Annotated in this window: 17 protein-coding genes; 13 read left to right on the forward strand and 4 right to left on the reverse strand. The window is 57.1% G+C overall.

The window, feature by feature from the left end:
• Positions 1–129 precede the first annotated feature (129 nt).
• The 4 genes from PSH57_RS00800 to PSH57_RS00815 are packed head-to-tail and all read right to left on the reverse strand — an operon-like array spanning position 130 to position 6,004.
• Positions 130–2,310 (reverse strand): lipase family protein, encoded by a 2,181-nt coding sequence (locus PSH57_RS00800; RefSeq protein WP_305387248.1) that lies wholly within the window; start codon positions 2,308–2,310, stop codon positions 130–132.
• Between the two features lie 12 nt (positions 2,311–2,322).
• Positions 2,323–3,096 (reverse strand): hypothetical protein, encoded by a 774-nt coding sequence (locus PSH57_RS00805; protein ID WP_305387249.1) that lies wholly within the window; start codon positions 3,094–3,096, stop codon positions 2,323–2,325.
• Entirely contained in the window at positions 3,093–3,944 is an 852-nt protein-coding gene (locus PSH57_RS00810; RefSeq protein WP_305387250.1) for a DUF4123 domain-containing protein, read from the reverse strand. Before PSH57_RS00810 ends, PSH57_RS00805 begins: the two co-directional genes overlap by 4 nt.
• Positions 3,941–6,004 (reverse strand): type VI secretion system Vgr family protein, encoded by a 2,064-nt coding sequence (locus PSH57_RS00815; protein WP_305387251.1) that lies wholly within the window; start codon positions 6,002–6,004, stop codon positions 3,941–3,943. Before PSH57_RS00815 ends, PSH57_RS00810 begins: the two co-directional genes overlap by 4 nt.
• 442 nt (positions 6,005–6,446) lie before the next feature.
• Here PSH57_RS00815 and tssA point away from each other — a divergent pair, with 442 nt between their 5' ends.
• The 13 genes from tssA (at position 6,447) to icmH (ending at position 21,473) form a co-directional block, all read left to right on the forward strand.
• A complete protein-coding gene (gene tssA / locus PSH57_RS00820) occupies positions 6,447–8,003 on the forward strand; it encodes a type VI secretion system protein TssA (protein ID WP_305387252.1) in 1,557 nt (518 codons plus the stop codon).
• Between the two features lie 30 nt (positions 8,004–8,033).
• Positions 8,034–8,537 carry a type VI secretion system contractile sheath small subunit gene (gene tssB, locus PSH57_RS00825; protein WP_305387253.1) on the forward strand — a complete coding sequence of 168 codons (504 nt, stop codon included), beginning with the start codon at positions 8,034–8,036 and terminating at the stop codon, positions 8,535–8,537.
• 27 nt (positions 8,538–8,564) lie between these two features.
• Positions 8,565–10,040, forward strand: coding sequence for a type VI secretion system contractile sheath large subunit (gene tssC, locus PSH57_RS00830; protein ID WP_305387255.1), 1,476 nt, complete (start codon positions 8,565–8,567; stop codon positions 10,038–10,040).
• A gap of 8 nt (positions 10,041–10,048) precedes the next feature.
• Positions 10,049–10,462 carry a type VI secretion system baseplate subunit TssE gene (gene tssE / locus PSH57_RS00835; RefSeq protein WP_305387256.1) on the forward strand — a complete coding sequence of 138 codons (414 nt, stop codon included), beginning with the start codon at positions 10,049–10,051 and terminating at the stop codon, positions 10,460–10,462.
• Positions 10,463–10,468: 6 nt separating this feature from the next.
• On the forward strand, positions 10,469–12,256 hold the full coding sequence (tssF, locus tag PSH57_RS00840; protein WP_305387258.1) for a type VI secretion system baseplate subunit TssF: 1,788 nt from the start codon (positions 10,469–10,471) through the stop codon (positions 12,254–12,256).
• On the forward strand, positions 12,220–13,227 hold the full coding sequence (gene tssG, locus PSH57_RS00845) for a type VI secretion system baseplate subunit TssG (RefSeq protein WP_305387259.1): 1,008 nt from the start codon (positions 12,220–12,222) through the stop codon (positions 13,225–13,227). Before tssF ends, tssG begins: the two co-directional genes overlap by 37 nt.
• Positions 13,228–13,238: 11 nt before the next feature.
• Positions 13,239–15,824, forward strand: a complete 2,586-nt coding sequence (gene tssH / locus PSH57_RS00850; protein ID WP_305387261.1) for a type VI secretion system ATPase TssH — start codon at positions 13,239–13,241, stop codon at positions 15,822–15,824.
• Between the two features lie 8 nt (positions 15,825–15,832).
• Positions 15,833–17,350 (forward strand): sigma-54 interaction domain-containing protein, encoded by a 1,518-nt coding sequence (locus PSH57_RS00855; RefSeq protein WP_305387263.1) that lies wholly within the window; start codon positions 15,833–15,835, stop codon positions 17,348–17,350.
• Positions 17,351–17,411: 61 nt separating this feature from the next.
• Positions 17,412–17,552, forward strand: a complete 141-nt coding sequence (locus PSH57_RS00860; RefSeq protein ID WP_305387265.1) for a type VI secretion protein — start codon at positions 17,412–17,414, stop codon at positions 17,550–17,552.
• A gap of 18 nt (positions 17,553–17,570) precedes the next feature.
• The gene (gene tagH / locus PSH57_RS00865) at positions 17,571–18,773 is read left to right on the forward strand and encodes a type VI secretion system-associated FHA domain protein TagH (RefSeq protein ID WP_305387267.1); all 1,203 of its coding nucleotides are present in this window, start codon (positions 17,571–17,573) and stop codon (positions 18,771–18,773) included.
• A 5-nt stretch (positions 18,774–18,778) separates the two neighbouring features.
• Positions 18,779–19,282 carry a type VI secretion system lipoprotein TssJ gene (gene tssJ / locus PSH57_RS00870; RefSeq protein WP_305387269.1) on the forward strand — a complete coding sequence of 168 codons (504 nt, stop codon included), beginning with the start codon at positions 18,779–18,781 and terminating at the stop codon, positions 19,280–19,282.
• Entirely contained in the window at positions 19,279–20,610 is a 1,332-nt protein-coding gene (gene tssK, locus PSH57_RS00875) for a type VI secretion system baseplate subunit TssK (RefSeq protein WP_305387271.1), read from the forward strand. The genes tssJ and tssK overlap by 4 nt, the downstream gene beginning before the upstream one ends.
• A 5-nt stretch (positions 20,611–20,615) precedes the next feature.
• On the forward strand, positions 20,616–21,473 hold the full coding sequence (icmH, locus tag PSH57_RS00880) for a type IVB secretion system protein IcmH/DotU (protein WP_305387272.1): 858 nt from the start codon (positions 20,616–20,618) through the stop codon (positions 21,471–21,473).
• The last annotated feature ends 11 nt before the right edge of the window (positions 21,474–21,484 follow it).

A 21,484-nucleotide genomic window follows, 5' to 3' on the forward strand; every position in this document is an offset into this window, starting at 1 on the left:
TCGGCAGCATTGGTCATAACAATAGTGGCAGATTGATATATTTTTCCCCGCTGTGTTACCGCACGCGGCCGCAGTGCCTCGTCACCCAGTGGGAACTCAGTGTCTACAGCGCCAGCCAGAGGCCTTCAGTCAAGTGATCGTATCAACATCCAGTGTGTAGCGTTTGCCGACGGCGTATCCATCTGCACCGCCTATTACTTCGACGTCGACATCCTCGATCGGCGCCATTGCCAGTTGCTCGGCGACACTGTTCTGCGGATGTGCCTGCCAGCGTGCCAAACTTTGCGCCAATCGTTCGGGTTGTTCCGCCATGCTTCCGTAAACGTCTTTTCCGCTAACCGACGCGTTTCGCAGTGTGGTCAGACGAGCGTGTGTGGTTTGTATCTTGTCGATCTCGCGGGCGAGTGCAACGTTGACGGGTCTTTCGCTACGGCCGTTTGGGGCGCCCCGTCCCGTCAGGTGGCGGTTTTCGTCGCGTAGCTGTTGGACAATCCGGTCCAGTGCATTGGCCATCCATTCATATTCGCGCCTTGTTACCAAAGTGTCCCCAGTAGTCTGCGCTTGCTGCCAGCGGCGCAAGGTCGCCCAACAAGCCGGGATATAGCTGGGGACCATAAAGTGGTTCCCAACGTCGAAGAGTTGAGCCAGGAATGAAGGACGATTCGGCAGGCCGTGTTTATGGTGAAGGGCCATTTCGCAGGCGGCGTGTTGAGTGATGGTGTCGCAACTGGGTGTCCAAAGAATCGAAGACTTTTCCCCGCGACCGAGTTCCACCGGCAAAAAATGTCGCAAGATACCGTGGTGTTCGTAGGCCTCGCCCGTCCAGTTGATGATGCCCGCCACGAACACCGAAAGGCCGAGCGGCACGTTGGCGAACATCAGTGCCATGCCGGCGCCATATACCTCTGTTTTGGTGTTCATCCAACTGCCGGGCAAACTGGGTACAGGGTCGTTGTGGTTGACCATGCGATAGTGCATCAGGGCGTCGGCGTTTTTTATGAACATGGAATCAGCGGCGCGGGGTGCGCCGTAGGTGTAAAGCTGGATGCTGTAGTTTTCCTGTCTGCGACGCAGCATCTCGGAAAGTAATAACGCCACTGCGCCTCCCAGGCTGTGACCGCAGATCAACAGTTTTTGCCCTGCGTAGAATCTGTCCAGATAGCTCGTCACGAAGGTCGCGGCTTGTTTGGCGGCCCTATAGAAACCTCGATGCACATGGCCGTCACCTTCTTCAAAAGGCACTTGAAGCGCGTCGGCGTCGCGCAGACCGTCGGCGGATTGCTGGGTTCCACGCACTGCGATCAGGATCAATTCGTCGTTGTGGGTGATGAAGGCCTGAGTGTCCGTACAGTCTTGCGCGTCGGTGTCGTCGAGAAAGTGGATGTTGGCGGGGTGTTCCTGATGTACACCTAGTTCTGGATCGTTGGCCGCGTAGAGAGCTGGGTCGAACGGCACAATCTCCAGGCGCTTGGAATAGGGCACGTCCTCGTACAGTGGGTAGAAGTAAGGTTCTGTTTGCTCCGGATAGAGCTTCCAGATCTCTTCGAATTTGGCCAATGCATCCGCGAACCAATTACCCACGCTCGGCTGTTGGGTGAAACTTACCGATGTTTCTATCGGCGCTTTGTCAGGCGTCTGGCCGAAGGGGCAATAGGTCAGGGTCGACATGAGCGCCAGTTGATATAAGTTGAGCGCGCAGAACCCGGGAGCAGTAGACAGCATAGGCCGCAGCGCCCGCAGTGGGCGTACCTCAAGCATGGTGTGCCTTTGGGGCATCAGCGCCACACCGAACTTGCCATGCTTGCCAATGAGTCTTGCAGGCCCCGTGCCGGGTGGGTAATGACGGTTAACCTCTGGCGGCAGATGCGTGGCATGTTGGACCAGATGGCGCACTTCCACCTGGAAAAATTCATCGGCGCAGGTTTGCGCGGGTTTTTCTCGGGGCCGGGCGGCGTTGCTGTTCAGGTAGCGTGTTTGTTCGGCGCGAACTTGCAGTTCAGTAATTTTGAGGGGGTAATGCTTCCTGCTAATCAGTTCGTTGTACCCTGCGTCGTTGCCTTGATAAAGATCAGTAAACGCAATGGCAATGGGCCCCGCACAATGGTTAGCCACTTTCCCTGTCCCATCAGTGTCTAGCTGGCCGTGATATTCAAGCCCTTCGGCATCCGTCGCGGTATAGGCCAATCCGGCGTACGGTTCGCCTGAACCGAACTCGTCAGTGAGTTGAAAAGTGGTCCACTTGCCTTGTCGAGGGCAAGAAACCATTCGTCCACTTAAAGAAGATGTCATTTCCTTATTTGAAACTGCCATTGAGTCCTTTCCTTATTCGATGCATCCGGGGTAGACGGAGCAGATACGGCCGTCAGGCATTTGAAATGTGCTGAAGTCTTTAAAGTTTCCGTGACAGAAAGCATGTTGATCTTCAAAGCCGTTGCCCATGCAGCGTTTATATCCGTTCTTGAACTTCACCCATTTGCCGGTGAAATAGGGCTCCTCCTCCGGCGCCAGGGAAATCCTCATCCTTACAGTCTTGCCTGGTAGCTGTTCGAGGGTGTACGCGGTGAAAGGACGCCCGTGTCCAGGTTCGCCGAGTGAATTGGTTTTATTACAATCGAGGATTTTTCTGAGAATGCGGGGCTTTCCTGAGGTGCGAAACAACCATTGGCATTGACCATAAAAGAGGCTTTCTCCTGCTTCGTTGAAAGTGCCTTTATATGTGTCTTCCAGTTCATCGCGAATAACGACGTTGGCCGTGTCATGGCTTATATCGCTCCAGTCTTTGCCGTAGGCGGAGTTGATTGTGAGTTTGATGCGGTTGATCACCAGCGGACAGCCCTTACGGGCGGTACGAATAGTGATCTGAGAGTCAGGTGTGTATTCCTTTCGCCACTCTCTGTTAAACACGGGTGCTTTGTTGTTCCTTTTCTCGACGGTGCAGCTCTCGCCCTTGGCGGGGGAGTAGTACACCACCGCAACGTAGGCAAAGTCGGGCGGCAAATCAGCGGTAAAGGTGAAGGTATTCACCTGTTCCCCAGCGCAACCTGCCGTTGTCGCCAGGCCTAAGCCAAGGCTCATCATCCGCAGGTGATTGTTCATTGCGGCGCGCCTCCCTGCCAAGACTGCGTCGCCAAGCGCACTCGCTCAAAATGTTCGTCGGGGGTTTCGTCGGGGCGCGCTTGCCAGTGTGGCGCCAACGTCTGGGCAGGGGCCTGCAGGCTTTGGGTGAGCAAAAACTCCAGAGGGGCGGGCGCCAGCCAATTCCATGCCTCGGCCTGATCAAGCGTGGCGCGCAACCATATCTGCGGATCCTGTTGCTCGGCGAGCTGAGCGTAGGCCTGGAGATGCTCGGCCAACAAAAAGCGGTGGGCATTGATCAGGCGAGTTTTCATCGCTTGCTGTGGAGCAACTGGCAACTGTAGCCAAAGAGGAAAATCAGGTACCGGACAAGTGCCTGGCACCGGGTTATCCGTGCATTCCCAACAGGCGCCCCGCCAATAGCACACGCTGATCGCCGGCCCGAGGTAGCTCGGATAGGACTCAACGGGTAGATGCCTGAGAGCCTTGGCCAATACTCGATTGTCGTGAAAGCGATACAGCGCCTGATGCGGGCGATCTCCGATGATCAGCCGTTTACGCCAGTGCTCCACCAGCATGGGCATGTGCCCTTTGGGAACGCTGGCAAGCCACCCCCAGTCACTGTCCGGGCGCATGAGCAACTCGTTGACATTTTTGTCGCCGGGATTGACGGTGAAAACAAACGGCCCGGCATCGCAGAGGTCTGCGACCATCGTTTGCCCGTAGACACTCAGATACTGGTGGGGGCGACTGTTCTTCAGCAACGTCTGGCGCATCTGGCGCTCATTTTCTGAATCCAGAACGACACACAGGGTGTGACCGAGACGTTGGTGTGTAAGCAACCATTGATAAGGGCGCGAATGAGTCATGCGGCGGCTTCCATTGGGCAGATACCCTCCCGGCAGGTCTCGCAGACAGGGCAAAAGTCGGACCCCAAGGCTTTACTGGCCGTCATCAGGGCGCGTTGAGTGGGGGCAAGCAGCAGTTGGTCCGATAACGTAGCCGTGGGGTCCGCTAATTCGGGCTTGAATGACGAGGCAGTGGCACCGGTCAGTGGTGCTCCACCGATCTGGATTTCACTGCTGCTATGGATACCGCGGTGGTCGATCACCAGATGTTGGCCCCCGGCATTCAAACTGAGGGTTGCGCCTGCCTGGAGAACCAGATGGGCACCGGCCTTGATATGCACTTGCTGCCCGGCCTCAACGATTAGCGTCTGTTCAACGCTCGTGTGGCGGTTGGCGACACGCAGATAGTCGTTGCCTCCAACCTGGATCGCGCGATCGGCAGCCGTGGTCCGATGCTCGCCGGCTTGCAGCACGGTGGTGCTGTTGCCCTTGATCATTTCTCGTCGCTCGTTGCCAACCTCCAAACGACAGTCGTTCTCTACCTTCTGCTCCATGTCACGCTGGGCACGCAGGTAGATCAGCTCCTGACCCACGCGGTCTTCCAGGTGCAATTCATTGAAGCCCTTGCTGCCTGGTGAGCTGCAAGAACGAAGCACCGTGCGGGTCTTGTGTGCAGGCAGTGGATAGGGCAAAGGGGTGGCGCTGTTGGTCAGGCATCCACTGATCAAGGGTTTGTCGGGGTCGCCCTCCATGAAGGTTACCAACACCTCCATGCCCACCCTCGGGATCGTGACCCCTCCGTAGCCGTTACCGGCCCAACTGGAAGCGACTCGTAACCAGCAACTGCTACGGTCATTGAAATGCCCCGCGCGATCCCAGAAAAACCTGACCTTGACGCGGCCATAGGAATCGCAATGGATGTCTTCGCCTTGAGGACCAGTGACTATGGCGGTCTGGCTACCCGATACGCATGGTTTTTGATAGGCCCGCTGCGAGCGGAAGACCGCATCCCAAGGCGTGGCGACGAATCGATTGCGGTAGCCCTGATCGAAGTCACCTTCATTTGCGCCGGTATAGTGAGTGATGTTCTCTTCCAGCACCTGCGGTTGTCTGCCTTGGTGATGCACTTCGGTCAGCAGCCAAAGATCATTCCATTCCTGGCGAGGGTGTTCACTCAGCGTCAGGAAGTGTCCCGACGCCAGCTCCGGTTGATTACTCCTGCCTTCGGCCTGGCGGTAATCGGCGCGATAGCGTTCCAAGTTTCGCCGACTGACTAAGTTGCCGCGTTTTTCCTGGGTAAAGCCGCCGGGATAATCATAGGCTTCCAGATCTGGCCAGATGTCGCCACCCGACTGACAGGTGTTCTCCAAAGGAAAAGTTGCTTTCTTGAAATCGTAATCACGGCGAGTGACCCGGTTGGGTCTTGTCTCCAGTCGTAGACCAAAACGCTGGATGACCGGGACATCGCAAACCATGCCTCGTTCGTGTTTATAAACAGTGGGGAATTTAAGTCGGGGAAACACAGTCTGGTCGTCGCCAAATATCAAATGATGGCCCGACGCGCTGTGCTGGAAATGATAATGCAGGCCTTCTTCATGACACAGGCGCTCAATGAAATGTAAGTCAGACTCTTGGTATTGCACGCAGTAGTCACGCGGCGGAGAACTTATACTCAATTGAAAGCGATGAGTGTCGGCGAGAATGCCATGTTCGTTGAGAATCGACGTGATAATTTGTGGAACATTGATGTTTTGAAAAATACGTTGATTGGTTCGGTGCTCTAAATAAGCCAGTCGAGGAACCAACCTGATCGTGTAATGAGCCAGGCGGGCGTCGGAGTCAACTTGTGCAATGCGGTAAATCAGCCCGTGAACGCCGCAGCCGTGTTTATTAAATGCCAGAAACGCCTGCTTGTTTATTAGATGTTCAAGATCGATGTCCTTTTTCGCGCTGACGAGTTCTATATCGAATGAATAGGTCGTGCTAATGGCTTCATGCCCTTTGAAGGCCAAAACTTGGAGGTCATGATTAAAGTCGGGAATTGAGAGATGAAAATCGGGTAACTCAATAGAGGAGGGCATCAATTTGTCCTTGGGGAGTGGCTTCGGGTCATGGTTTTATTGAAGCAGCCCAGATGGCTGACGACGCTTGAATCTGCAAAAAAAGAAAAGGATGTAGGAGTTTTCTTCGAGTCCGACAAAGCAATGGCGAAATGATTTGAAGTAATTTGTAGTTGACTAAATGACTCGCTCAAGTGTGGCAAGGGCAGCGATGGAGGTAAAAAACTGATGGGTTGATCTGTTTTTATTCTTCTACAGAAAGAGAAAAATCCTACTTTTTTATGTTCAAAACTTTGGCATTCTTTGCGGCGTTCGAATAGCTGGAAGTCGACGGGAATTTTTGTGAAGGGACTTGATTGTATAGGGCGAAAATCCCTACAAGCGACATTGAATGCTTATCTTGGATAACCCTGTCGCCCGAGCCACTCGAGTTATAAATCGAATTACTTAAACAGAGTTATAAATGTCGTATTCTGGAAAACTGTCCGCCCATTATCTGACCCTCGCTGGATCTCCCGTTTCCACGGAGCGTTTCGCAGGTGCGGACGTGCGTTTTTCAAATGAATACGAAGCCTTGGAAAGTGAGTTGGGCAAGGCTCAGTCGATGCATGAAAACGGTCAGGTCGACTGGCTGAAAGTGCTTGAGCAAAGTGAAGCCTTGTTGCGCACCCGCTCGAAAGATCTGCGCGTGGCGGCTTGGCTGACATGGGCGTTGTATCAGCGTGAATCTCTACAGGGGCTGCTGGCCGGTCTCTGTTTGTTGCAGTACTTATGTAAAAATCATTGGTCCGAGATCCACCCCGTCAAGGACCGAACCCGGGCCGCCAGCATCAACTGGCTGGTGCCTCGCCTGGAGCAGGCGATGGGCGAGGACGTTGCGATCAAGGATCAACTGCCGTTGTTCCGTGACCTGGCGGAGCAACTGGAGGGCCTCGAAGCCGCTTGCACTGCTCAGTTGGGTGATGAAGCGCCTCTATTGTTGCCGCTTTGCCGGCGACTCAAAAATATGATCCGGCGCGCTTCCGAAAACCGTCCGCAATCCGATGTGGTTGGGGAGGTAGAGGCCCAGTCGAAGCAATCCGCCACGCAACTGCTCACCCCCGGTGCGCCGATTGAAAACGAAAAAGCGGCCCACAAGGCCCTACGCGCCCAGCAGGAAGGCGCTCGTACATTGTGTTCCTGGTGGCTCAAACAAAAGGCGACCGACGTTCGCGCCTTGCGCCTTAATCGCACGTTGCTCTGGCTGTCCATCGACGCTGTGCCCGAGCGTAACACTGAGCAGATCACTTCGCTGCGCGGACTGCCGGCGGACAAACTCAAAAGTTTTCAGGACAGCCTCCAACATGGCCATTACATGGACCTTCTGGTGGAGGTCGAGGCCAGCCTGGCGAAGTCACCGCTCTGGCTCGACGGCCAAAGACTCGCCTGGGAGTGCCTGCAAGGACTGAACGCTGAGCAGGCCATGCGTGAAGTGGAAGTTCATTTCGCATTGTTCATCCAGCGTCTGCCGGGGGTTATCGACCTGCGTTGGCATGACGGCACGCCATTCGCGGACCCGGCCACCCGAGCCTGGATCGCAGCTCAGGTCTTGCCTCATCTGCAAACTCACAGTCTCCCGCCCAGAGCCGATGTCACCGGCAGTCAGCAGCATTGGGAACTGGCTCTGGACGAAGCCCAGTCGGTCCTCGGCAAGGATGGCCTAAAACCCGCCGTTCAATTGCTCAGCCAAGGCATGCAAAACGCTCACGGTGCGCGCGAGCTTTTCTGCTGGCGGTTCGCGATGGCTCGTTTGTGTTTCTCGGCGAGGAAATACGAACTCGCCAAGGTCCAGCTTGAAGCCCTCGATCAGACGCTACAGAACGCGGATTTGAAAGCCTGGGAGCCCGATCTGGTGCTGCAGGTTTTGCACCTGTTGCATAGCTGCTGTGAGCTGCTGCCCCAAAACCACGCAGTGCGCGAGTGCAAGGAAGAAACCTACCGCAGGTTGTGTCACCTCGACCTGGAACGGGTCATTGAATAGGCCCCTGGCCTCAATCATTAGGAGAAAGTCATGGCCAAAGAAGGCTCGATCGCACCCAAGGAACGCATCAACGTCACTTTCAAACCCGCTACTGGCGGTGCGCAGGAAGAGATCGAACTGCCGCTGAAACTGTTGGCAATCGGTGACTACACCCACCGCAAGGACGAACGCAAAGTCGAGGATCGCAAGCCGATCAGCATCGACAAGATGACCTTCGATGAAGTACTGGCCAAGCAGGAGTTGAGCCTGACGCTGAGTGTGCCGAATCGTCTGCTGGCCGAAAGTGCAACAGAAGAATTGGCCCTGCAACTGCGCGTTAATTCGATGAAGGATTTCACCCCGGCCAACCTGGTCGACCAAGTGCCTGAACTCAAGAGATTGATGGAGCTGCGTGATGCGCTGATGGCCCTCAAAGGCCCACTGGGCAACGCGCCTGCCTTCCGCAAAGCCATCGAAGGCGTACTCGCCGACGACGAGTCGCGCGCGCGGGTACTGGGTGAGCTGGGCCTGAAGGCCGAAGCCCCGGAAGCTTAAGTCCCTATCAGTCAAGGAAGCCAAACTATGAGCATCAGCGCAGCGCAGCAACAGAACAGGGAATACGGCGAGTACAGCATCCTCGACAGTATCATCGCCGAAACCCGCCTGACCCCGGACGACGAAGCCTACGACATCGCCAAGCGCGGTGTGCTGGCGTTCATCGAAGAACTGCTCAAGCCGCAAAACAGTGGCGAACCGGTCAAGAAAGCTATGGTTGACCGCATGATCGCCGAGATCGATGCCAAGCTTAGCCTTCAGATGGACGAGATCCTCCATCATCCTGCGTTCCAGGCATTGGAGTCGGCGTGGCGCGGTTTGCATCTGCTGGTCGAACGCACCAATTTCCGCGAAAACATCAAGATCGAGATCCTCAACGTCTCCAAGGATGACTTGTTGGACGATTTCGACGATTCGCCAGAGGTGATGCAGTCGGGGTTGTACAAGCACATCTATACCGCGGAATACGGCCAGTTCGGTGGTCAGCCGGTGGGCGCGATCATCGCCAACTACTACATGTCCCCGAGCTCGCCGGATGTGAAGCTGATGCAGTACGTGTCCAGCGTCGCCTGCATGTCCCACGCGCCGTTCATTGCCGCCGCCGGCCCGAAATTCTTCGGCCTGGAAAGCTTTACCGGTCTGCCGGACCTAAAGGATCTGAAAGACCACTTCGAAGGTCCGCAATTCGCCAAGTGGCAGAGCTTCCGTCAGTCGGAAGACGCTCGTTACATCGGCCTGACCGTGCCGCGCTTCCTGCTACGCAACCCATACGATCCAGAAGAAAACCCGGTCAAGTCATTTGTGTACAAGGAGGCTGTAGCCAACAGCCACGAGCACTATCTGTGGGGCAACACTGCGTACGCATTCGGCACTCGGCTGACCGACAGTTTTGCCAAGTTTCGCTGGTGTCCGAACATTGTGGGCCCCCAAAGTGGTGGGGCGGTTGAGGATCTGCCGCTACACCACTTCCAAAGCATGGGCGAAATAGAAACCAAGATTCCGACCGAAGTGCTGGTTTCCGACCGCCGCGAATACGAGTTAGCCGAAGAGGGCTTCATCTCCCTGACTATGCGCAAAGGGAGTGATAACGCCGCATTCTTCTCCGCCAGTTCCGTTCAAAAACCGAAGTTTTTCGGTATCGGCGCCGAGGACAAGCATGCAGAACTCAACTACAAGCTCGGCACCCAACTGCCGTACATGATGATCGTCAACCGCCTGGCTCACTACTTGAAGGTGTTACAGCGCGAGCAACTCGGTTCGTGGAAAGAACGTACCGATCTCGAACTGGAACTGAACAAGTGGATCCGCCAGTACGTCGCCGACCAGGAAAACCCGAGCGCCGAAGTTCGTGGCCGTCGTCCGCTACGTGCTGCCCGGATCATCGTCAGTGATGTGGATGGCGATCCGGGTTGGTACCGCGTCAGCCTGAACGTGCGGCCGCACTTCAAATACATGGGGGCCGATTTCACCCTGTCGTTAGTTGGCAAGCTGGAAAAGGCATAAGCCCCCCCATGACTGGATACGGCAGCCTTTTCGAACGCCTGAACGGCGACGTTGATAAACGTACAGGTTTGAGTCGCGATGTTTGCGCCATGGCCTCTGTTGCTGCACATCTGGCCAAGATGCTCAGCACCCGTTCGGGTAGCGTGCAGACGTCCGCCCATTATGGAGTACCGGATCTCAATGACATGCGTTTTAGCCTGCACGATGCCCGGAGCCAGGCCCGCGAGGCGATCAAGACACTCATCGAGACTTATGAGCCACGCCTGAGCAATGTCTGTGTCGCATCGGTGCCAGGTAACACCGGTCAGCTTCGCCTGTTCTTCAGTATCGACGCTTTGCTGGTTATGGAAGGTTTCAAGCAGCAAGTGAGTTTTACCGCGAGTCTGGACGGTCGCGGCCAAATCAAGGTCAGCCAAGGATAGCCACCGATGTCGTTCAACCACTACTACCAGAGCGAACTGACCGCGCTGCGCCAGCTGGGTCGGCGTTTTGCTGAGCGCAATCCGGCATTGGCGCCATTCCTGGGGCACGCCGGGCGGGACCCGGACGTGGAGCGGTTGCTGGAGGGGTTCGCATTTCTAACGGGTCGCTTGCGCCAGAAGCTCGATGACGAATTGCCGGAGCTGAGCCATTCGCTGATGCACCTGTTGTGGCCAAACTACATGCGCCCATTACCGGCCTTCAGCATATTGCAGTTCGATCCGCTACATCGCTCCGGACCCGCCATTCGGGTGGAGCGTGATACGTCGGTCGAGAGCAAACCGGTGCAGGAGGTGCGTTGCCGTTTTCGGACTTGTTACCCGACCGACGTGCTGTCGCTGGACCTTACGGGGTTGAGTTATTCGATGAAGGGCGATAGCTCGCTATTGAGCCTGCGCCTGGAGATGGGATGCGAGGGGCATGTGGGCGAGTTGCAACTGAGCCGTCTGCGTCTGCACTTCGCCGGTGAGCGCTATATCAGCCAGATGCTCTATCTCAACCTGTTGCGCAACCTGAAAGGCATCGAACTGATCCCGCTCAATGGCGCCGGCATGCCCTTGAAGGCCGCAGATGATTCTCCCATAGCTTTCAGGATCACTGCCGACCGCGTCCAGCCGGTAGGGTTTGCCGAAGAGGAAGCGCTGATTCCGTATCCGCTGAATACCTTTCGCGGCTATCGTTACCTGCAGGAATATTTCGCCTTTCAGGACAAGTTTCTGTTTGTCGACGTCAACGGCCTGGACGTTCTCAGCACGTTGCCGCAAGAGACCCTTAAACAGATGCGCGGCCTGGATCTGCGTTTCGATATTGGCAAGAGCGGCATTCAGCGGCTGCGTCCGACGCTGGATAATGTGAAGCTGTATTGCACCCCTATCGTCAATCTGTTCACCCATGACGCGCAGCCGATCCGGCTGGACGGCAAACAGGACGAGTACCTGCTGCTGCCGGCCAATTACAACCGGGAGCACTGCGGCGTGTTTTCTGTCGAAAGTGTCATCGGCTGGAGTCCCGGCGGCTTGGGTTATCAGGCCTATGTGCCGTTCGAGTCCTTCGAACACGACTCAAGCTTTGAAGTGCCCCATAACCGCCCCTATTACAGCGTTCGCCAGCGTCCGTCATTACTGCACGGCGGCCTGGACACCTGCCTGGGATTTGGTGTCAGGCACGCTCAGCCCCATGAGACCCTGTCAATCGAACTGATGTGCACCAACCGAAACCTGGCGCAGCAACTCAATCTGGGAGACATCGACCAGCCTGGCGAAGAAAGCCCTGAGTCGCTGAGTTTCCGCAACATCTGCCCGGTCACTCCGAGCTTCGCGCCGCCACTCAACCGCGACTTCCTCTGGAAGTTGGTCAGCAACATGTCACTCAACTACTTGTCGTTGGCGAACGTGAATACCCTCAAGGTGATTATCGAAACCTACGATTTCCCGCGTTACTACGACGAGCAGGCGGAAAAGGTCAGTAAGCGTCTGCTGGATGGACTCAAGTCGATCAGTCATCAGCACGTCGACCATCTGCATCGCGGGCTGCCGGTTCGCGGCTTGCGCACTGAACTGGCCATCGATCCGCAAGGGTATATCGGTGAAGGCGACCTATTCGTTTTCGCTTCGGTCCTTAACGAGTTTTTCGCGCTTTATGCCAGCCTCAATTCGTACCACGAACTTCGGGTGAGCAGTACTCAGGGAGAGGTGTACCAATGGACACCCCGCATGGGCCAGCAGCCGCTTCTATAAGCGCGCTGACGCAAGGGATACGTGAGTACTCGCTGTTTCAGGCGGTGTTGCTGGTGATTGATCGGCTGCGTGAGACCTGCCCGCTTCTGGATGATGAGGAACTGTACGAGCGCCTGGAGTTTCAGGCCAATCCAAGCCTGGGGTTCCCGGCCAGTGATGTTGATCGTGTGGAGTTTTTTGAGGAGCACGGGCAAGCGCGGGCTCGTCTGCGCCTGAATCTGATCAGCTTGATGGGTGCAGGGTCGCCGCTTCCGGCGTTCTATGGTGAGCAGGCCTTGGGAGAGGATGGAGATGGCAATCCGACTCGCCTTTTCCTGGACCTGTTTCACCATCGACTTCAGCGGCTGATGCTGCCGATCTGGCGCAAGTATCGCTACTGCGCCAGTTTCCAGAGCGGCGCCCGCGATCCATTTTCCGAGCAATTGTTTGCATTGATCGGCCTGGGTGGCGAAGAAATCCGTAAGTCCACTCAATTGAATTGGAAGCGTCTGCTGCCATACCTGGGTCTGTTGAGTCTTCGGGTTCATTCGGCGGCGTTGGTCGAAGCGGTACTGCGTTATTACTTCAAGCACGCCGAACTGAACATCGAGCAGTGTGTTGAACGCCGTGTGGACATCCCGGGTGAGCAACGCAATCGCCTTGGAAGCGCCAATAGCCTGCTGAGCGAAGAGCTGGTTCTGGGAGAGCAGGTTCGTGACCGCAGCGGCAAGTTCCGGATCCATATCTGCGAACTGGACTGGCGCCGTTTCCACGAATTCCTGCCCATCGGCGTCGGTTATCAGCCGTTGTGCTCGCTGGTGCGTTTCACCCTTCGTACCCCCCTCGAATATGACATTCGCCTGGTCCTGCGCCAGCAGGAAATACGAGAACTGCGAATCGGAGAAAGAAATACCTGCCGCCTCGGCTGGACCAGCTGGATGGGGCACGAACACGCCGATGGTGTAGTGACCTTGGGCAGCAAAATTCATTAGGAATGGATGACATGATCAACGTAGATCTACAGCAACTCATTCAGGCGCTGGACGCCGATACGCGCAGCGACCTGGAGCGTTCGGCCCAGCGATGCGTGGCTCGTGGCGCCAACAAAGTCCTGGTGGAAGATCTGTTGCTGGGCTTGCTGGAGCATCCGCAGGGGCTGCTCGCACAGGCCTTGCAGGATGCCCGGATAAGCACAAGCGAGCTCAGCGCCGCCCTGCAACCGCGGATTGAACACAGCGTTTCGCGCGACCCGGTATTCGCTCCTGAGTTGGTGCAATGGCTACAAGATGCAATGCGGGTGGCCAATCTGGAACTGGGCCAAAACCAGATTGGGCAGGCCGCCTTGATTCTGGCATTGCTGCGCAATCCGGTTCGCTATGCGGGCAGTCCTTATCAGGCATTTTTCGCCGGGATGAACGCCGACCGGTTGAAAAATCTCGCCTTGTCGCAAGAAGCCCCGTTGGTGGTTACTCAATCTGCCACCCCAAACGATTCCGCGTTGGAGCGTTTTACTCACAACCTGACCCAACAGGCCCGTGACGGTCATCTCGATCCGGTTCTTTGCCGGGATGACGAGATCAGGCAAATGATCGATATTCTGGTTCGTCGCCGCAAGAACAATCCGATCGTGGTCGGTGAGGCTGGGGTGGGCAAGACTGCCATTGTCGAAGGTCTGGCGTTACGTATTGTGGGTGGGGAGGTGCCATCGGCGCTCGAAGCCGTTGAAGTGCTCTCATTGGATATGGGACTGCTGCAGGCCGGAGCCAGCATCAAGGGTGAATTCGAACGTCGCCTCAAGGGTGTGATTGATGGAATCAGAACTTCACCCAAACCTATCGTCCTGTTCATCGACGAAGCTCATACGCTGATCGGGGCGGGCGGTAGCGCCGGCGGTTCCGATGCGGCTAACCTGCTCAAGCCGGCCCTCGCCCGGGGCGAGCTGTGCACCATCGCGGCCACCACCTGGACCGAATACAAAAAATACTTTGAGAAAGACCCGGCTCTGGCCCGTCGTTTCCAACCGGTGCGAGTGCACGAACCTACCGTCAGCGAAGCAGTGACAATCTTGCGTGGGCTGGCTCGAGTCTATGAGTCCAGCCACGGTATTTACCTGCGTGACGATGCGGTGGTCGCGGCGGCACATTTGTCAGCCCGCTACCTGGCCGGTCGCCAACTGCCGGACAAGGCTGTTGATGTGCTGGACACAGCCTGTGCTCGAGTGCGTATCAGCTTGGCCGCTACGCCGCAGAGCCTTGAGCGATTGCGAGGCGAACTGGCAAAGGGCGAGCGTCAGCGCCAGGCATTGCGGCGCGACGCAGAGGCCGGCCTGTCGATTGATTTCCAGGACCTTGCGGCGCTGGACGTGAGTCTGGCTGCCATCAAAGACGAGTGCCGGGAACTGGAGGCTCTCTGGACCGAGCAACGAATCATGGCCGAACGCCTGCTGTCGCTGCGTCAACAGCTGGTCAGGGCGCGCGCAACCGCGATAGATCAAGCACTGAATGTCGAAACCCTGGAAGCGGCGGTACACGATACCCATAGCGCGTTGGTGGCTGCGCAGGTTCAGGAGCGCCTGGTCAGTTTCGAAGTTTGCCCGCGTCTGGTGGCGGAAGTCATCAGCGCCTGGACGGGTATTCCTCTGGCGCAACTGGCACGGGAGCATAACGAAAGAATCGCCAGTTTCGCGGCCGACTTGCGCGCTCGTATTCGTGGTCAGGAACAGGCTGTGCAGGCGCTTGACCGCGCAATGCGTGCCGCCGCCGTTGGTCTGAACAAACCCGACGCGCCGGTTGGTGTGTTTCTGCTGGTGGGTCCGAGCGGAGTCGGAAAGACGGAAACGGCGCTGGCCATGGCCGACCTGTTGTATGGCGGTGATCGTTTCATTACCACCCTGAATATGGCTGAGTTCCAGGACAAACATACCGTCTCGCGACTGATCGGCGCGCCGCCGGGTTATGTCGGTTTTGGCGAGGGCGGCATGCTTACCGAAGCCGTGCGGCAGAAGCCCTATTCGGTACTGTTGCTCGATGAGGTCGAAAAAGCCGACCCGGATGTGCTGAACCTGTTCTATCAAATTTTCGACAAGGGCCTGGCCAATGATGGGGAAGGGCGGGAGATTGATTTTCGTAACACCTTGATTCTGATGACGTCGAACCTGGCTAGCGAGCTCATCAGTGATCTGTGCGAAAACGGCGCGCAACCAAGTGCCGAACGGCTCGAAGAAAGTATTCGCCCGATACTCAGCAAACATTTCAAACCAGCGCTGCTTTCACGCATGTGTGTGGTGCCGTACTACCCGGTGAGCGGGCCGGTGCTGCGCGAACTGGTGGAAATCAAACTTGATCGCGTGGGGAAGTGGCTGCTTCGTCGTCAGTTGGGCTTCAGTTACTGCGCACGTCTCGTCGATCAGTTCGTCGAGCGCTGTACCCACAGTGACAGTGGAGCAAGGCTGATTGACCATTTGCTCGACCGGCACCTGATGCCGCTGGTGGCCGACCGCCTGCTCGCTGCCATGGCGGATGGCGAACAGTTGCGGCACGTACACGCCACGCTCAGCGGCGAAGCCTGCGTAACTTGCGAGTTCACCTGATGGGCGCGATGTTCAATCAGATTGCGCAACCGCTGGCTTACGCTGAAGCCCTGCTGGCGCAATTTACCCACTTGTCGCGGGCGGTGGATGGCCCTGCATTGCTGGGGGATTTCATCCTGGGCGTGGCGAGCCTCAGTGGCTGTGAACTGACGCAGCTATACGTGCTCGATGCCACCCATACTCGTCTGGAAGTGCACACTGAATGCCTGGAAGGCCAATTGCAGGTTCGTGATCGGACCAGTGTCCCTTCCAATTACCGCGGTGAACAACTGTTGCAATTCGCCCTGTGTCAGAACCGCGTGGTGTGCCTTGGTGCGTTGAGCGACAGCCTGTACGAAACCAGTTTTCTGCCGGTGCGGGCAGCGCCGTGGCAGTCGCTGCTCTGCGTTCCCCTCGTCAACCCGCAGGAAACCGTTGAAGGTCTGTTGCTGTGTGCCAGTGGTCAACACATCGACTTGCAGGGGTTCGCGGAGTCACTGGGGCATCTTGGTGTGTTCGCGCTCGGCCGGATACATCAGTTGAAGCTCCTTCCCAGCCCATCCGGCAACCCTCGACCAGTCGCCACAAGCGTGCCGAGCGCCAACGGCTCCAGTCTGATCGGCAAGAGCGCGGCGATGCGCCAAACCTGGTCATTGATCAGCAAGGTCCTGGACAGCCCTTACACCGTCCTGCTGTGTGGTGAGACAGGCACTGGCAAGGAGGTGGTGGCTCGGGCGATCCACGATCGGGGTGTTCGCTGTTCCAAGGCGTTTATCGTGCAGAACTGCGCGGCGGTTCCCGAACATTTGCTGGAAAGTGAGCTGTTCGGCTATCGCAAGGGTGCCTTCACCGGTGCAGATCGGGACCGCCCGGGGCTGTTCGATTCGGCCAACGGAGGCACTCTGCTGCTCGATGAAATTGGCGACATGCCATTGTCTCTTCAGGCCAAGCTGTTGCGGGTGTTGCAGGAAGGTGAAATCCGTCCGCTGGGGTCCAACGACACCCACACAGTCGATGTGCGCATCATCGCCGCCACTCATCGCAACCTGAAACAGTTGATGGAGGAGGGCAAGTTCCGCGAGGACCTGTACTACCGCCTCGCTCAGTTTCCGATCCAGTTGCCGGCGTTGCGTCATCGCGACGGCGACATCCTTGAGCTGGCGCGGCATTTTGCCGACAAGGCATGCGTGTTCCTGCGACGAGAACCCGTGCGCTGGTCCGGCGCTGCGCTGCGCCATCTGGCTGCCTACGGTTATCCCGGCAATGTACGTGAGTTAAAGGCTGTGGTGGAAAGAGCCGTGTTGTTGTGCGAGGGCGGGGAAATATTGGTCGAGCATTTTGCGCTGCACATCGAAACGGCGGCAGAACAAGGTCATTCAAATCTGCGCGAACGGATGAGGCAGGTCGAACGTAAGTTGCTGATCGATTGCCTTCGAAAAAACGCCGGTAACCAGACGCTTTCCGCCCGTGAGCTCGGCTTGCCGCTGCGCACACTGCTTTATCGCCTCGGGCGTTTGAAGATATGTCGGAAAGATTTCGATGATTGACCTCGTTCTCGCCCATTCCTACCGATGCCCACCCGCTCCTTTCATTTCTGGAGACTTTTCCATGTCTGTCTATTCCCGGCCAATCGTCCTGCTGACCCTGTTGGTGTTACTTGGCCTCGGCGGCTGTAGCGGCAATTACAAATTCAATGACGGCGGTTATCGCCCGCTGGGTGATCCGCAAGCGGTCAATCGCGGTAAGTGACCGCAAGGAGCTTCATCGATGGAACTTGTTTTTGAAGTGTTGAACGCCAGGCAGTTCGTCGCAGGGCAGTCGTGCCAGAAGACTTTCGGGCCGGCCGGCGGCGTGATTGGGCGGGGCGAGGGCTGTGACTGGATTATTGCCGACCGCCTGCGACTCCTGTCCAAGCGTCATGCGCAGATTAGCTTCCGTGAGCGCGCTTTTTTCCTCACAGATATCAGTGGCAACGGCGTGATCGACAGTGAAAGTGGTACACGGCTGCCCAAGGGCGAGCGGGTACGTATCAAGGACGGCGGAGTCTACGTCATGGGCGATTTCGAAATTCGGGCACGGTTGATAGCCAGCCCAGCGAGCAGCAGTGCTGAAGCCGGTCATGTAGTGCCGGCCGGCAGCCTGATCCCTGACGACATGTTTTTGGATCTAGACCCGCTGAAGACCTTGGATCAACGAGAGCAGGTATTTTCCGAGATCGATAATCTGATAAACCCCGTTGCGGTCTCCTCGGACAGCCCCGGGCGTTCGGACTACGCTCGCATCGACATGGAAAGCCTGCTGCTGCCGGAACTGGTTGAAGCCTCGACCAAGCCTGAGCCGGTCACGGCCCCACCGTCCGACGCGGCCGGCCCCTCACACGACGGCTTCTGGGAGCGCTTCGGTATCGCGCTGGGCATGGACCTCAGTGGCCTGGGCGACGAGGCCCGCGAAGCCTTGGCAATCAACGCTGCTTTGCTGCTCAGGCAAAGCGTCCAGGGGTTGCAGGAGAGCCTGCGGACCCGTTCGGAGCTGAAAAACGAACTGCGTCTGACCCACACCCTCGCCCAGGCCGAGCAGAAGAACCCGTTGAAGGTTGCCGACGATGGCCATCATGCGCTGCAGATGCTGTTGTGGTCGGACAAGCCTGGCCAGTTGTCTGCCGAACAGGCCATTGCTCGAGCATTTCGCGATCTGCAGGCCCATCAAGTGGCCTTGCTCAGCGCCAGCCGCGCGACCTTGCGTGCAACGCTGGAACATTTTTCGCCCCGGCAATTGATCCTTCGTCTGCAGTTGGGCGACAAGCCGCTGGTGAACACATCGGGCCGTTACTGGAGGGCTTATGGCCGTTATCACCAGTCGCTGTGCCAGGACGATGACTGGACCGAGCGCCTGCTGGCTCGTGACTTCGCCCAAGCCTATGACGAGCAGGTTCGTTTAATTTCCACTCTGCATAACGATCACCACGGATGATGTACATGTCTCGCTGCACGATGCTTTTTCTCCGGGCTTTTACGATGCTCGTCACAACGGTGCTGTTGGTCGGTTGCGCCTCCTTGTCACCCTTTTCGACGATAACCAAGCTCAACCTCAGGTTGACGGCCACTGATCAACTCAACCCGGACCTCAATGGCCGGCCATCGCCAGTGGTGGTGCGGTTGTTTGAACTCAAGCATCCGGTGGCTTTTGAGAGCGCGGATTTCTTCAGTCTGTATGAACGCGCCAGGGAAACCCTATCGCCCGATCTGGTTTCCAGCGAAGAGCTGGAGCTGCGCCCGGGTGAAACCATCGAACTCAGGCTTGGTATTGTGGGGGGTGGTCGTTATGTCGGCGTGCTGGCAGCGTACCGCGATCTTCCACAAACTCGCTGGCGCTACACACTGCCAGTCGCCGCGGCGCAGTTGACCGAGGTGAACCTGACTCTCGATCAGGAAGGAATCGCCAACTCCCTTGAAAAAACGGCCAAGGTAGATGACCGATGAATCACGATAAAGTCATCTGGCAGGAAGGCATGCTGCTGCGTCCGCAACATTTGCAGCATAACGACCGCTACTTCGATCACCAGTTGAAGGTCCGCACCCGTTTGTTGGCCAGTTATGCCTGGGGTTTTCTGGCACTGGAAATAGATTCTCAGTTTCTTGGCATGGGCCAGTTGGTGGTCAGTCAGGCTTCGGGGGTCCTGCCGGACGGCAGCCTGTTCGAGTTGGGTGGCAACGCCGATCCATTGGTTTTGGAGGTGCCATCCAATACCCGCAACACGTCGATCTACCTGGCCCTGCCACTGGTGACGGGCAATCACATCGAGGCTCGCCGCCCGGAGCAGTCTGACGTGCTGGCCCGCTTTACGACTTATGAGTCGCGGGTCACCGACTCAAACGCCGGAGAGGCTAGCGCGAGCCTGGTCAGTTGTGGCCGAGCGGACTTGCGCCTGCTGTTGGGCGAGCAGCAAAGCGATCCGGCGTTTGTGAAGCTCAAGCTCTGTGAAGTACTCGACACGACGTCCGATGGAGTGATCAAACTCAACCTGGACTTCGTGCCAACTTTTATCCAGGCGCGATCATCCAGTTATCTACTGTCATGCCTCAAGGAAGTCATTGGCATGCTTGCCCACCGGGGCGACAGCCTTGCCGAGCGGATTCGTACCCACGGCAAGGCGGGTGGCGCACAAGTTGGCGATTTCATGATGCTGCAACTGATCAACCGTACCGAACTGTTGCTGCGTCATTATCTGGAACTGGACCAGGCGCATCCCGAAACGCTATACCGCACGCTATTGGCCTTGCTGGGTGACCTGGCGACATTCTCCAGTGATAGCAAGCGCCCGCCGCTCAACAACCGCTACCAGCACAACAACCAAGGCGCCTGCTTTCGAAGCCTGATGCAAGCGATCCGCCAGATGCTGTCGATGGTGCTTGAGCAGCATGCTATCGAGCTGCAATTGCAGGTGCGTCAGTACGGAATCCTCGTCGCGCCGATACCGGATCTCTCGTTGCTGGACTCGGCTTCGTTCGTACTGGCGGCAAGTGCCCACTGCGATGGTGAAGCGTTGCGGCATCGCTTGCCTTCGCACCTCAAGGTCGGTCCGGTGGAACGCATTCGCCAATTGGTAAACCTGCATCTGCCTGGCATCAAGATCCGGCCTTTGCCCGTGGCGCCGCGGCAGATTGCGTTCCATGCCAACAAAACCTATTTCATCCTCGAGCCCAATTCCGAAGACCTGGCTCAACTGAAGCGCTCCGCAGGTTTCGCCTTTCATGTTTCCGGGGACTTCGCCGAGCTTGAATTGAACTTCTGGGCCATCAGGAACTGAACCAAATGGATAAGGAAAATCCTCAGGACGAAACAACGGTTCTGCTCGATCATCATGGCCAACGGCCTGGTTCTGGGCCATTGACCGACGCTACCCCTCCGCCGCGTATTGAACATTTGCAAGATCGAATGATCTACGCCGCTCACCTGCCACCGTCCAGGACATTCAATGTCAGCCTCAATCCACTGGTGGCGGCGGCGTCCGGGTTGTTGTCGCAAGTGGTACGGCTCAAGCACGGCCGTGATCGGGAAGATCTGCAAACGCTCAAGCGGGAACTGACCTGGGGCCTGGAAGAGTTCGAAGCCCGCGCCTTGCAAGATGGCGTTGAAAGCAGCCAGTTGATCGCCGCCCGTTACGTGCTGTGCACAGTGATTGATGAGGCGGTAGTCACCACGTCGTGGGGCCATGGAAGCAGTTGGTCGCAAATAAGTCTGCTCAGTACCTTTCATAACGAAACATTCGGTGGAGAAAAAGTCTTTCTGTTGCTGGATCGCCTGTCGAAAAACCCCATCAAGCATCTGCCGATGCTCGAGTTGCTGTACCTGTGCCTGTCCTTGGGTTTCGAAGGCAAGTATCGGGTTCAGGCCCGGGGAGTCCTTGAGCTGGAAGGTATCCGTGATGCGCTTTACCGAATGATCCGCCAGGCCCGAGGCGATACCCCTCGCGAACTGTCACCCCACTGGGAAGGATTCGATGGTGGGCCTCGCACGCCGGTGCGCATTGTCCCGGCCTGGACAGTGGCGGTCTTCACCCTGGTATGTCTTGGCGTGATGTATTGGAGCTTCGCCTGGGTACTGGACGAGCATCGCGAAAGCGTACTGCAACCTTATCAATCGCTAGAGCCGGTCACCGCTCAGCCGTAGCCGTAAACAGG

This window comes from Pseudomonas hefeiensis (genome assembly GCF_030687835.1).
GTDB lineage: Bacteria > Pseudomonadota > Gammaproteobacteria > Pseudomonadales > Pseudomonadaceae > Aquipseudomonas > Aquipseudomonas hefeiensis.